General features: G+C 71.3%; 1 protein-coding gene (only partly in view). It reads left to right on the top strand.

Features of this window, described 5'->3' with window-relative positions:
• Nucleotides 1-14,949, top strand: the final stretch of a protein-coding gene (locus tag AC3EO7_RS03765; RefSeq protein ID WP_435590447.1) for a non-ribosomal peptide synthase/polyketide synthase. Its footprint begins 22,332 nt before the window's first position; the window shows 14,949 of its 37,281 coding nt (coding positions 22,333-37,281); its start codon lies off the left edge, out of view; the stop codon is at nucleotides 14,947-14,949.

The following is a 14,949-nucleotide window of genomic DNA, read 5'->3' as shown; positions in this document are numbered from 1 at the left end:
GCGCGCTGGCTCATCGAACGCGGCGTCGGCCCGGAGTCCTCGGTGGCCCTCGGCATGCGGCGCTCGATCGACCTGGTGGTCGGCATGTACGCCGTCACCGTCGCGGGCGGTGCGTACGTGCCGCTGGATCCGGATCACCCGGCCGAGCGCACGGAATACATTCTCGCCACGGCCGATCCGGTGTGTGTGCTGACCTCGGGCAGCGACCTGGAGATCGACACCGCGCAGGTGCGCATCGATCTGCTCGACCTGTCCGGTGTGTCCGAGGCGCCGGTGACCGACGCCGAGCGGCGCGCCCCGCTGCGTCCGTCGAACACCGCGTACGTGATCTTCACGTCGGGTTCGACCGGTCGCCCGAAGGGCGTGGCGGTCTCGCACGCGGCGATCGTGAACCGCCTGGTGTGGATGCAGTCCGAGTACGGCCTCACCGAGTCCGACGCGGTGTTGCAGAAGACGCCCGCCACGTTCGACGTGTCGGTGTGGGAGTTCTTCTGGCCCTTGCAGATCGGCGCGCGTCTGGTCGTCGCCAAGCCGGACGGCCACCGCGATCCCGCGTACCTGGCCGAGGTCATCGCGACCGAACGGATCACGGTCACCCACTTCGTGCCGTCCATGCTCGCGGTGTTCGTGAGTTCGATGGCGTCGTACGCGGGTCCCTCCGTGGTTACGCAGGCTGCCTCCTCCGGGCCCGTCGCTCCCGCCGCGGCCGACGCGGCCGCGGCCCGCTGCGACGCGCTGCGCATGGTGTTCGCCTCCGGTGAGGCGCTGCCGCCCAAGCCCGCGCACCGCCTGCGCGAGCTGACCGGCGCGGAACTGCACAACCTGTACGGCCCGACCGAGGCCGCGGTCGACGTCACCTATCACCGGGTGACCGAGGCCGACACCGACACCGTGCCGATCGGCGCCCCGGTGTTCAACACCCAGGTGTACGTGCTCGATTCGCGGCTGCGGCCCGCTCCGGTGGGCGTCGCGGGTGAGCTGTACCTGGCGGGCACTCAGCTGGCGCGCGGCTACGTGGCGCGGCCGGATCTGACCGCCGATCGCTTCGTGGCCAACCCGTTCGCCGATGGACAGCGCATGTACCGCACCGGCGACTTGGTGGCGTGGACCGCCGACGGCGAGCTGGAGTACCTGGGCCGCACCGACTTCCAGGTGAAGCTGCGCGGCCTGCGCATCGAACTGGGCGAGATCGAGTCGGCGCTCACCGCGCTGGACGAGATCGCGCAGTCGGTGGTCGTGGTGCGCGGCGATCAGCGCACCGGTGATCAGCTGGTGGCCTACGTCGTCGCCGCGCCGAACGCGCGCGTCGACGGCGACGTGGTGCGCGAGGACCTCGGCAGGCAGCTGCCCGCCTACATGGTGCCCGCGCTGGTCGTGGTGCTCGACGAGTTCCCGCTCAACGCCTCCGGCAAGCTGGATCGCAAGGCGCTGCCCGCGCCGGTGTTCGAGGCCGCGGTGTTCCGCGCGCCCACCACGCCGGTCGAGGAGATCGTCGCCCGTACCTTCGCCGACGTGCTCGGCCTGGACCGGGTCGGCCTGGACGACGACTTCTTCGCGCTCGGCGGCAACTCGCTCACCGCCACCCAGGTGGCGGCGCGGCTGTCCGCGGCGCTGGAGACCGATCTCGGCGTCCGCGAGCTGTTCGAGGCCTCCACCGTGGCGGCCCTCGCGGCGCGCACCGAGTCGAAGGCGGGCGCGGGCGCCAGGTCGGCGCTTGTCCCGCAGCGGCGGCCCGAGCGGGTGCCGCTCTCGCTGGCGCAGCAGCGCATGTGGTTCCTCAACCGCTTCAACATGGGCGGCAACGCGGCCGAGCACAGCGCGGCGGCCGCGGCCGACAACATCCCGGCCGCGGTGCGGCTCTCGGGTCTGCTCGACCGGCAGGCGCTGCAGGTCGCGGTGGCCGACGTGCTGGCACGGCACGAGTCGCTGCGCACCTACTACCCGGAGATCGGCGGCGTCGGCTACCAGCAGATCGTCCCGACCGGGCAGGTGATCCCGGATCTCTCGCCCATCGATATCACCGAAGACGAACTGCCGCAGCGGCTTTCCGAGGTCGTGCTGACGGCGTTCGACGTCACCGCCGAGGTGCCGTTCCGGGCGAGCCTGTTCGAGATCAGCCCCACCGAGCACGTGCTCGCGCTGGTGGTGCACCACATCTCGGCCGACGGCTTCTCCATGGGGCCGCTGACCAGGGACGTGATGATCGCCTACAGCGCCCGCGTGGACGGCGAGGAGCCCGCGTGGCGTCCGCTCGAGGTGCAGTACGCCGACTACGCGCTGTGGCAGCGCGCGGTGCTCGGCGCCGAGGACGATCCGGACTCGCTGGTCGCCGGTCAGGTCGAGTTCTGGCAGAACGAATTGGCCGGGCTGGTCGAGCAACTGGACCTGCCCGCCGATCGCCCGCGGCCCGCGACCGCGTCCAACCGCGGCGACACGGTGGCCTTCACCGTGGACCCCGAGGTGCACGCGGCGCTGCGCGCGCTGGCGCAGCAGCACAATTCGACGCTGTTCATGGTCGTGCACGCCGCGCTCGCGGTGCTGCTCTCGCGCCTGTCCGGCACCTCGGACATCGCCATCGGCACGCCGATCGCGGGCCGTGGCGAGCGCGCGCTCGATGACCTGATCGGCATGTTCGTCAACACGCTCGTGCTGCGCACCGAGATCGAGCCCGGTGTCGCGTTCGAGGAACTGCTGCGCACCGTGCGGCGGGTGGACGTAGACGCCTTCGGCCACGCCGACGTGCCGTTCGAGCGCCTCGTGGAGGTGCTCGACCCGGTGCGTTCGCCGGGCAGGCACCCGCTGTTCCAGGTCGGCCTGACCTTCCAGAACACCGCGCCGACCGTGCTGGAGCTGCCCGGTCTGACGGTGTCCGGCGTGGACATGACGGTGCCGCTGGCCAAGTTCGACCTGCAGCTGACGCTGGAGGAGAAGCTCGGCGCGGACAGCGGCCCGCAGGGCATGTCCGCCGAATTCAGCTTCGCCACGGACCTTTTCGAGGCAGGCACGGTGCGCGCGTTCGCGGATCGCCTGCTGCGCGTCCTCGGCGCGGTCTCGGCCGACGCGAGCGTGGTGGTCGGCGACATCGACCTGCTCGCCCCCGGCGAGCGCGAACTGGTACTGCGCGAATGGAACACCGAGGGCGTCGACGCGCCCGCGGTCACGCTGGTCGACCTCATCGGCGCGCAGGCGCAGCGTCGACCGGACGCCCCCGCGGTGCGTTTCGGTGAGACCACGGTCTCCTTCGGCGAGTTCCAGCGCGCGGCCAACCGGATCGCGCGTGCGCTCATCGAGCTCGGCGTCGGAGCGGAATCGAAGGTGGCGGTCGCGGTTTCGCGTACCGAGGAACTGCCGATCGCGCTGTACGCGGTGCTGCTGACCGGCGCGGCCTACGTGCCGATCGACACCACCTATCCGGTCCAGCGGCTCGAGTTCACCCTCGCCGACGCCGCTCCGGTGTGCGTGCTGACCACCGCGGCGGACGCGGACGCCGTTCCGGCGGGCGAGATTCCGCTGCTGCTGCTGGAGCAGACCGCGGAGCAGTCCGACGCGCCGGTGACCGATGCCGACCGCGTCCGGCCGCTGCGCCAGGACAACCTCGCCTACGTCATCTACACCTCCGGTTCCACCGGTGTGCCCAAGGGCGTCGGCGTCTCGCACCGCAACGCGGTGGAGCTGTTCGCGAACACCCAGCCGCTGTTCGGCTTCGACGAGTCCGACGTGTGGACGCTGTTCCACTCGTTCGCCTTCGACTTCTCGGTCTGGGAACTGTGGTGCGCGCTGGCCTACGGCGGTTCGGTGGTCGTGGTCGACTACCTCACCTCGCGTTCGCCGGAACTGTTCCGCGAGTTGCTCGTTCGCGACAGGGTCACCGTGCTGAACCAGACGCCGTCGGCGTTCTACCAGCTGGTGGAGGCCGATCGGGCGGCGAGCGCCGCCGACGACGACGGCGAATTCGCGCTGCGCCACGTGATCTTCGGCGGTGAAGCGCTCGATCTGCGCCAGCTGCGCCGCTGGTACGAGCGCCATCCCGCGGACGCGCCGCGCCTGGTCAACATGTACGGCATCACCGAGACCACGGTGCACGTGTCGTTCCTGGCCCTGGACGCGCAGGACATCGACAACCCGGCCAGCGTCATCGGCCGCGCGTTGCCGGGGCTGAGCGCCTTCGTGCTCGACAACCGGCTGGCGCCCGCGCCGGTCGGCGTCGCGGGCGAGATCTACGTGACCGGTGCGCAGCTGGCGCGCGGCTACCTCGGCAGGCCAGGCCTCGCCGCGAGCCGCTTCGTCGCGAACCCCTTCGGGGAGCCCGGTTCCCGGATGTACCGCTCCGGCGATGTCGGCCGCTGGTTCGGCGACGGCGACGCGGCCAACCTGGAGTACGCGGGCCGCAGCGACCAGCAGGTGCAGCTGCGCGGCTTCCGCATCGAGCTCGGCGAGATCGAGTCGGCGCTGGTGCGCTGCGACGGCGTGCGCCAGGCCGTGGTGCTGGTCCGCGCCGACGGGCACGCGGGCGATCGCCTGGTCGGCTACGTGGTGCCGGAGACCGGCGTCGCGATCGATCCGGCCGTGCTGCGCGACGCGGTCGCCGAATTCCTGACCGCGTACATGGTTCCGGACGCCCTCGTGGTGCTGGACACGCTGCCGCTCACCCCGAACGGCAAGCTGGACCGGCGCGCGCTGCCGGAGCCGGAGTTCGTCAGCACCGCGGCCTTCCGCGCGCCGAGCACCCCGATCGAGCAGGCCGTCGCCACGGTCTTCGCCGATCTGCTCGGCGTCGACGAGGTCGGTCTCGACGACGACTTCTTCGCGCTCGGCGGCAACTCGCTGCTGGCTACCCGGGTGGTCGCGCGCATCAACGAGGCGGTCGACGCCGACCTCGCGGTGCGCGAGCTGTTCGAGGCGCCGACGGTGGCCGCGCTCGCCGCGCGCACCGCGGCCAAGGCGGGCAGCGGACGGCGCCGCGAACTGGTCGCCGGGCCGCGGCCGGAACGGATTCCGCTGTCGCTGGCGCAGCAGCGGATGTGGTTCCTCAACCGCTTCGACAACCAGACCGCGGTCAACAACATCCCGCTCGCGGTACGGCTCACCGGCGCGCTCGACACCGACGCGCTGCGCAGGGCAGTCGCCGACGTGGTCGACCGGCACGAGGTGCTGCGCACCGTGTACCCGGAGACCGCCGACGGCCAGGGCGTGCAGGTCGTGCTGCCCGCGGGCCAGGAGAACCTGGACCTGACCCCGATCGTGGTGTCGGAGACCGAGATTCAGGAGCGCATCGGCGAGCTGGCGCTCACCGCATTCGACGTCACCGCCGCGGTGCCGGTGCGCGCCGCGCTGTTCCGCATCGCCGGTTCGATGGACGGCTCCCAGCCGGACGCCCACGTGCTGGTGTTCGTGGTGCACCACGTCTCCGGTGACGGCTGGTCGATCGGCCCGCTGGCCCGGGACGTGATGATCGCCTACGCGGCGCGCTCGCGCGGCGAGGCGCCAGGCTGGGCGCCGCTGCCGGTGCAGTACGCCGACTACGCGCTGTGGCAGCGCGAGACGCTCGGCTCCGAGGACGACGCGGACTCGCTGATCGCGGCGCAGGTCGCGTACTGGTCGCAGAACCTCGCGGGCCTGCCCGACCAGCTCGACCTGCCGTCGGATCGCAAGCGTCCCGCCGTCGCGTCGAACCACGGCGGGGTCTACGAGTTCGAGATCTCTGCCGAGCTCGCGCAGGCGGGCGAGGCACTGGCGCGCGAACACGGCGCGAGCCTGTTCATGGTCGTGCACGCGGCGTTCGCCGCGCTGCTCTCGCGCCTGTCCGGCAGCGACGACATCGCCATCGGCACCGTGGTCGCAGGCCGCGGTGAGGCCGTGCTGGACGACGCCATCGGCATGTTCGTCAACACCCTGGTGCTGCGCAGCGCCGTCGACCCGGCCCAGCCGTTCGCCGAACTGCTCACCAGGACGAGGGAAGCCGACCTCGCCGCGTTCGGGCACGCCGACCTGCCCTTCGAGCGGCTCGTCGAGCTGCTGAACCCGGCGCGTTCGCAGGCGCGGCACCCGCTGTTCCAGGTGATGCTCTCGTTCCAGAACACCGGCGAGACCACCTTCGAGCTGCCCGGCCTCGAGGTCTCCGGCGTGCCGCTGGACGTGGTGACTGCGAAGTTCGATCTGCACCTGAACTTCACCGGCACCGCCGCCGAGGGCATGAAGGCCGAGATCGCTTACGCCACCGACATGTTCGACGGCGCCACCGTGGCCTCCTTCGCCCAGCGCCTGGTCCGCATGCTGGACGCGGTGGTCACCGATCCCGCGGTGCAGATCGGCGACGTCGACCTGCTCGACGCGGGCGAGCGCACCACCGTGGTGCAGACCTGGAACGCCACGGCGCGCCGGGTCGACCTGAACGCGACCCTGGTGTCGATGTTCGAGGCGCAGGCGGCGCTGACGCCGGACGCGACGGCGCTGACCTTCGAGGGGACGAGTCTGTCCTACGCCGAGTTCGCCTCGCGCGCACACCGTTTGGCGCGGCTCCTGATCGCCTCGGGCGTCGGGCCCGACTCGCTCGTCGCGCTCGGCATGCGCCGCTCGCTGGAGCTGGTGATCGGCATGTACGCGGTGAGCATCGCGGGCGGCGCGTATGTGCCGCTGGATCCGGATCACCCGGCCGACCGCACCCGCTACGTGCTGGACCTTGCCGACCCGGTGTGCGTGCTCACCACCTCGCGGGACGGCTTCGACGCGGGCGCGGTCACCGCGCTCGAGATCGACACGCTCGACCTGTCGGCCTATGACGACGCCCCCGTGTCGGATGCGGAGCGTAGTGCCCCGCTGCGTCCGTCGAACACCGCGTACGTGATCTTCACGTCGGGTTCGACCGGTCGCCCGAAGGGTGTGGCGGTCTCGCACGAGGCGATCGTCAACCGCCTGGTGTGGATGCAGTCCGAGTACCGGTTGGACGGCACCGACGTGGTGTTGCAGAAGACCCCGGCGACGTTCGACGTGTCGGTGTGGGAGTTCTTCTGGCCCTTGCAGATCGGCGCGCGCCTGGTGGTCGCCAAGCCGGACGGCCACCGCGACCCCGGCTACCTGGTCGAGGTGATCAAGCGCGAGTGGGTCACCACGGCGCACTTCGTGCCGTCGATGATGTCGGTGTTCGTCGCCGAGGAACGCGCGGACGAATGCACCAGCCTGCGCAACGTCTTCGCCTCCGGTGAGGCACTGCCCGCGGTGACGGCCCAGCGCTTGCAGGAGCTGACCGGCGCCCGTCTGCACAACCTGTACGGCCCGACCGAGGCCGCGGTCGACGTGACCTATCACGAGGTCACCGAGGACGACACGGTGTCGGTGCCGATCGGCGCCCCGGTGTTCAACACCCGCGTGTACGTGCTGGATTCGCGCCTGCACCCGGTGCCGGTCGGCGTCGCGGGTGAGCTGTATCTGGCGGGTATCCAGCTGGCGCGCGGCTACGTCGCTCGGCCGGATCTGACCTCGGATCGGTTCGTGGCCAACCCGTTCGCCGCGGGCGAGCGCATGTACCGCACCGGCGACCTGGTCACCTGGACCAAGAAGGGCGAGCTGGAGTACCTGGGCCGCACCGACTTCCAGGTGAAGCTGCGCGGTCTGCGCATCGAGCTCGGCGAGATCGAGGCCGCGCTCACCGCGCTGGATTCGATCGCCCAGGCCGTCGTCGTCGTGCGCTCGGACGAGCGCCTCGGCGACCAGCTGGTCGGCTACGTGATCGCGACCGCCGGTCAGGTCATCGACGTCGAGTCCGTGCGGACCGAACTGGGCGGCGAGCTGCCCGGGTACATGGTGCCCTCGGCATTCGTGCTGCTCGACGAGTTCCCGCTCAACGCCTCCGGCAAGCTGGATCGCAAGGCGCTGCCCGCGCCGGTGTTCGAGGTCAAGGCGTTCCGCGCGCCCTCGACGCCGATCGAGGAGATCGTGGCGGGCACCTTCGGCGACGTGCTCGGCGTGGCCCGGGTCGGCCTGGACGACGACTTCTTCGAGCTGGGCGGCAACTCGCTGGTCGCCACCCAGGTGACCGCGCGCCTCGGCGCGGCGCTGGACACCCAGCTCACGGTGCGTGACCTGTTCGAGGCGTCCACCGTGGCCGCGCTGGCGGCCAGGGTCGAGCGCATCGCCGGGTCCGGCCGGTCGCGTCCGGAACTCACCGCGGCGGAGCGGCCGGAGCGTATTCCGCTCTCGCCCGCGCAGGCGCGGTACTGGTTCCTCAACCAGTTCGACACGGCCACCTCTGCGGTGGACAACATCCCGCTGGCCGTCCGGCTCTCCGGCGCGCTCGACGTGCGCACGCTGGAACAGGCGATCGGCGACGTGTTCGCCCGCCACGAGGTGCTGCGCACCGTCTACCCGAGCTCGGCGGACGGTCCGCACCAGGTGATCCTGCCGGTGAACCTGCCGCAGCTGGATCCGGTCCAGATCGACGAGTCGGAGCTGATCGAGCGGGTCATCGCGTTCGCCATGACCACCTTCGACGTCACCACCGAGGTGCCGCTGGCCGTCGCGCTGTTCCGCATCTCCGAGCAGGAGCACGTGATCGCGTTCGTCGTGCACCACGTGTCGGCGGACGGCGCGTCGATGGGTCCGCTGGCCCGCGACCTGATGGCCGCCTACGTGGCCAGGGTCGGCGGCGACGCACCGCAGTGGACGCCGCTGCCGGTGCAGTACGCCGACTACGCGCTGTGGCAGCGCGCGGTGCTCGGCTCCGAGGACGATCCGGAGTCGGTGGCCGCACGCCAGGTCGCCTACTGGAAGTCCGCGCTCGCCGGGCTGCCCGATCAGCTGGAGCTGCCCGCGGACCGGCCGCGCCCGCCCGCGCAGTCGTTCCACGGCAAGGCGCTGCGCTTCGAGCTCTCGCCGCAGCGGCACACCGAGCTGGCGGAGCTGGCGCGCGCCAACAACGCCTCGCTGTTCATGGTCGTGCACGCGGCGCTCGCGGTGCTGCTCGCGCGGCTGTCCGGCACCGACGACATCGCGGTCGGCACGCCGATCGCGGGTCGCGGTGAGCGCGAACTCGACGATCTGATCGGCATGTTCGTCAACACGCTGGTGTTCCGTACCACGGTGCAGCCGGGCGACCGTTTCGCCGACCTGCTCGCCGACGTGCGCGAACGCGACCTGGAGGCGTTCGCCAACGCGGACGTTCCGTTCGAGCGCCTCGTCGAGGTGCTCAACCCGGAGCGCTCCACCGCGCGCAACCCGCTGTTCCAGATCGGCCTGTCCTTCCAGAACCTGGCCGAGACCACGTTGACGCTGCCCGGGCTCCAGGTGAGCGCGGTCAACTTCAACTCGCAGCTGGCCAAGACCGACCTGCACGTGACGCTCTACGACCGGTACGCCGACGACGGCACCCCGGCCGAGATCATCACCGAATTCGGTTACGCCACCGACCTGTTCGACGAGGCCACGGTGCAGGGCTTCGCGGACCGGTTCGTACGGGTGCTGGACGCGGTGATCGCCGACGTGACGGTGCCGGTGGGCGAGATCGACCTGCTGGCCGACGCGGAGAGCGAACGGATCCTCCGCACCTGGAACGACACCGCGCACGCGGTGGACACCGACGCCACGCTGGTGTCGCTGCTCGACGCCGCCGTGGCCGAGGCCGCGCCCGGCACCGTCGCGCTGGTCGCCGACGCGGCTTCCGGCGAGCGGACGCAGCTGACCTACGCCGAGCTGGATGCTCGGGTGAACCGGTTGGCGCGGTATCTGATCGGTCGCGGTGTGCGTCCGGAGGATCGGGTGGCGTTGGCGATTCGTCGTTCGGCGGATCTGGTGATCGCGATGTACGCGGTGGCCAAGGCCGGTGCGGCGTACGTGCCGATCGATCCGGATCAGCCGGTGGATCGCGTCGACTACATCCTCGGCACGGCCGCGCCGGTGTGCGTGCTGACCACGGCCAGGGACGCGTTCGAGACCGCCGCGGCGGAAACTGTCGCGATCGACGAGCTGGATCTGTCCGCTCACTCGGATGCCCCCGTCGCGGACGACGAGCGCAATGGTGTGCTGGCTGCGGCGAATACGGCGTATGTGATCTTCACGTCGGGTTCGACGGGTCAGCCCAAGGGTGTGGCGGTGCCGCACGGTGCGATCGTGAACCAGTTGTTGTGGAAGTCGGACGAGTTCGGTCTCGACAGTGAGAACGTGGTGCTGTTGAAGACGGCGGCGACGTTCGACCTGTCGGTGTGGGAGTTCTGGTCGGCCGCGGTCAGTGGCGGTCGCCTGGTGATCGCCACCGCCGACGGGCACCGCGATCCGGCGTACCTGAACGAGCTCATGCGTTCGACGGGTGTGACGACGTTGCACGTGGTTCCGTCGATGCTGGACGCGCTGCTCACCGAATCCGAAGGGCGCATGCCGAATTCGCTGCGACGCATCCTCGCCATCGGCGAGGCGCTGCCCGCGGCGACCGCGCAGAAGTTCCGGCGCGCCAACGCGGCCGGTCTGTTCAACCTGTACGGCCCGACCGAGGCGGCGGTGTCGATCACCAACCACGCCGTCACCGCGGCCGACGAGTTCTCGGTCTCGATCGGCGCGCCGGAGTGGAACAGCCAGGTCTACGTGCTGGATTCGCGCCTGCGCCCGGTGCCGGTCGGTGTCTCCGGCGAGTTGTACCTGGCCGGTGCGCAGTTGGCGCGCGGCTACTTCGCCCGCCCCGACCTGTCCGCGGAACGGTTCGTCGCCAACCCCTTCGGCGAGCACGGCGCGCGGATGTACCGCACCGGTGACCTGGTCGCATGGGCTCCTGCATCGCGAAGCGATTCGATGGGGGGCGGTGGCCGGGCGACGGGTGGGCGCGCGGGCGGTGAGCTCGAGTACCGGGGCCGCACCGACTTCCAGGTGAAGATCCGCGGCTTCCGCATCGAGCTCGGCGAGATCGAGGCCGCACTCCTGCGGCAGGACGCGATCGCGGCGGCGGCGGTGCTCGCGCACAACGATCCCGGCCTCGGCGATCGGCTCGTCGCCTACGTCGTGCCGTCGGCGGCCGGAATCGACCCCGAGACCGGCGAACTGGACAAGCGCAAGCTGCAATCCGCGCTGGCCGCGGAGCTGCCGTCCTACATGGTGCCCAGCGCCTTCATGGCGCTGGAAGCCTTGCCGCTCAACGCGAACGGCAAGCTGGACCGCAACGCGCTGCCGCAGCCGACGTTCGAGAAGGCGGCGTTCCGCGCGCCGGTGACCCCGGCCGAGCAGCTCGTGGCGGGCGTGTTCAGCGACGTCCTCGACGTCGAGCACATCGGCGCCGACGACGACTTCTTCGCGCTCGGCGGCAACAGCATCCTGTCGATCCAGCTGGTGTCGCGTGCCAAGGCGCTCGGCGTCGAGTTCAGCGTCCGCGACGTGTTCGACCAGCGCAGCGTGGCCGCGCTGGCGGCCATCGCGACCGCCACGCAGGCCGAGCGGGAACAGCCCGCCGAACTGCCCGGCGGCGGTGTCGGCGAGATGCCGCTGCCGCCCGCGGTGGCCGCCGCCCTCGCAGGCGGTGCGCCGTTCCGGCGGTTCGCGCAGTCCGCGCTGCTTCCGCTGCCCTCCGCGCTCGACTGGTACACACTGATCGACGCGCTCGAGGCCCTGTTCGACCGGCACGACGCGCTGCGCACGACACTGCGCGCGGAGGGCGAAGGCTGGGTGTTCGAGGCCGTGCAGCGGGTCGAGGTGGAGCCGCTGCTGAGCGAGGTACGGGTCGAGAAGAGTGCCGAGTTCGCCGATCTGCTCGCGGCCGAGCGTGCCGCGGCGGTCGACCGGCTCGACCCCGCCGAAGGCGTGATGGCGCAATTCGTGCTGTTCACCTTCGCGGACAACCGTCCCGACGAATTGCTGGTCGTGACACACCGTTTCGCGGTGGACGCGCCGTCCTGGCGGGTCCTCCTCACGGAGCTGATCACGGCGGCCGAGCAGCTCGGCGTCGACGCGCCGCTCGAGCTGCCCGCCACCGGCACCACCCTGCGGCGCTGGGCGCACAGCATGGCCGCAGGCGAGGCCGCCGCGCACGAGGCGGAACTGCCGTTCTGGCAGGAGATCTCGGCGACGGACGAGCCGCTGCTCGGCGCGCGGGCGTTCGATCCCGCCATCGACACCGCGGCCACCGTGGACCGGGTGCGGATCGCCGTGCCCGCCGAGGTGACCGACGCGGTGCTGAATACCGCGCCCGCCCGCTTCCACGGCGCGGCCGCCGACGGCCTGCTCGCGGCATTGGCCATGGCGCTGGTGCGCTGGCGTGGCGATCAGCAAGGCACCGCCGCGCTGGTCCGTCTCGCGGGTGACGGGCGCGCCGCGTACGCCGCGGGCACCGCGCACCTGGACCGCACGCTCGGCTGGTTCGACCTCACCCACCCAGTGCGGATCGACCTGGACGGCGCCGACCTCGGCGACGCCTTCGCGGGCGGAGTCGCGGTGGACCGCATCGTGAAGACGGTCAAGGAGCAGCTGCTCGCCGTGCCCGACCACGGGCGTGGTCACGGTCTGCTCGGGCTCGCCGACACCGCGCAGGTCGGCTTCCGCTACCTGGGCGCGTTGCCCGCCGAGATCGTCACCGTCGCCGATCCCGCCCGGCCCGCGGCCGCGGCGCTCGACATCGACGCGGTGGTGCTCGACGGTGCGAGCGGACCGGAGCTGGTGGCGTCGTTCGCCTTCCCGAGCGGCCTGCTCACGGCCGAGCGCGTCGGCGAACTGGCCGAGATCTGGGTGTCCGCGCTGACCGCGCTGGCCACCCGCGTCCGCAGGCCCGAGGCGGGCGGCCACACGCCGTCCGATATGCCGCTGGTACGAGTCGGCCAGACCGACATCGAGCTGTGGGAGCGGACCTACCCGGGCCTCACCGAGGTCTGGCCGCTCACGCCGCTGCAGTCCGGTCTGCTCTTCCACGCGCTGATGACCACGGCCACCGTGGACGTCTACAACATGCAGGCCGTGGTGGAGCTGACCGGCGAGGTGGACGCCGAGCGGCTGCACGCCTCGGCGCAGGCGCTGCTCGATCGTTACCCGAACCTGCGCACCGCGTTCGTCACCGACGCCCAGGGGCAGTCCGTGCAGATCGCGATGGACGGGGTCGAGGTGCCGTGGCGCGAGGTGGATCTCACCGATCTGCCCGAGGCCGAGCGGGAGGCCGAGCTGCGCAGGCGGCTGGCCGAGGATCTGGCGCAGCGGTTCGACATGGCCGTGCCGCCGCTGGTGCGCTACGGCCTGTACCGCACCGCCGCCGACCACTGGCACCTGGTCATCAGCACCCACCACGTGCTGCTGGACGGCTGGTCGATGCCGCTGCTGATGCAGGACCTGCTGGTGCTCTACGCGGTGCGCGGCGACGCCTCCGCGCTGCCGGAGGTCGCGTCCTACCGGACGTTCCTGGAGTGGCTCGCGGGCCGCGACCTGAACGCCTCGCTGCGCACCTGGGCCGGCGCGTTCGAGGGACTCGACGAGCCGACCGAGCTTGCCCCGCAACCGCGTTCGGCCGAGGAGTACCAGACCGGCAAGCTGGTCACCCACCTCGACGCCGACCACACCCGCAGGCTCACCAAGCACTGCGCGGAACTCGGCATCACGGTGAACACCCTGGTGTCGGCCGCCTGGGGCATCCTGCTCGGCAGGCTCACCGGACGCTCGGACGTATCCTTCGGCGCGACGGTGTCGGGCAGGCCCGCTGAGCTGCCCGGCGTCGAATCGATGGTCGGCCTGTTCATCAATACGCTGCCCGTCCGGGTGCGCATCGATGATCGCGCCACCATCGAGGATCAGCTGCGGCAGTTGCAGCGCGAGCAGGCCGATCTGCTGGATCACCACTACGTCGGCCTGGCCGACATCCAGCGGGCCGCAGGGGCCGGGTCGCAGTTCGACACGCTGTTCGTGTTCGAGTCCTACCCGATCGATCGCGAGGCGATCGAGGCGGCGAGCTCGATCGACGGCATGTCGGTGACCGGGGTGGACGTCAGCAACACGACGCACTACCCGCTGACGCTGAAGGTGGCGGCCGAGTCGATCCTGGAGATCAGCCTCGAGTACCTGCTCAGCCGGTTCACGGCCGAGGAGGTGCAGACGCTGTCCACCCGGTTGGTGCGGGTGCTCGACTCGCTGCTCGGCGACCCGTCCGGGCTCGTCGGCGACATCGACATCCTGGACAGCGCCGAACGCGCCCAGCTGCTCGCCGAATCCGGTGTGGCGACGGCGGCCGCGGTGCCGGAGTCGGCGAACCGGGTCGGCATGCGGACCGTGGCCACCGTGCTCGCCGATGTGGTCGAGGCGGATCCGCAGGCGCCCGCACTGCTCGTGGACGGCGACGAGATCGCCTACCACGTGATGGATCGGCGTTCCTCGCAGCTGGCTCGGGTGCTGATCGCGCGGGGCGCCGGTCCCGGCGACGTCGTCGCGATGGCGCTGCCGCGCGGTGTCGACGCCGTGGTCGCGGCCTGGGCCGTGCAGAAGGCGGGCGCCGCCTGCTTGTTCGCCTCGGGCCTGAGCGCGGACGAGATCGCCGCGGCCGGAGCGGGTTTCGGGATCGGCGCGGAGCCTGCGGCGGAGGGCGCGGTGCGCTGGCTGGTGCCGAGCGATCCGCAGGTGCAGACCGAACTGGCCGCCGCCGCCGGACACCCGGTGTCCTACGCGGACCGGGTGCGCTCGCTCGGCGAAGAGCACCCGGCCTTCGTGGAGCTGGTCGACGGCGCGCCGGTCGCGCTGAACCAGACCGAGGCGCTCGATCTGGCCGAGCGGATCCGCGACGAGAATGCGATCGACTACGAGTCGACCACGTTCACCACCGCCGCCGCGGGCCGCGCCGCCCTCTGGGAGTTCGTGGCGACGTCCACCGCGGGCGCACTCTCCGTGCTCCCCGCGGCCGACGACATCGCCGACGACCTGGCCGACGGCGAAGTCACCCACTGGTTCGTCGCCCCCGGCGAACCGACCGACGCCGCCGACGAAGAGATCCGAATCATCGTCGCGGAGTGA

The sequence above is a fragment of the Nocardia sp. bgisy118 genome (assembly GCF_057708605.1).
Note: the sequence above shows the minus strand (reverse complement) of the source record. Positions and strands in the feature narration are given on the sequence as shown.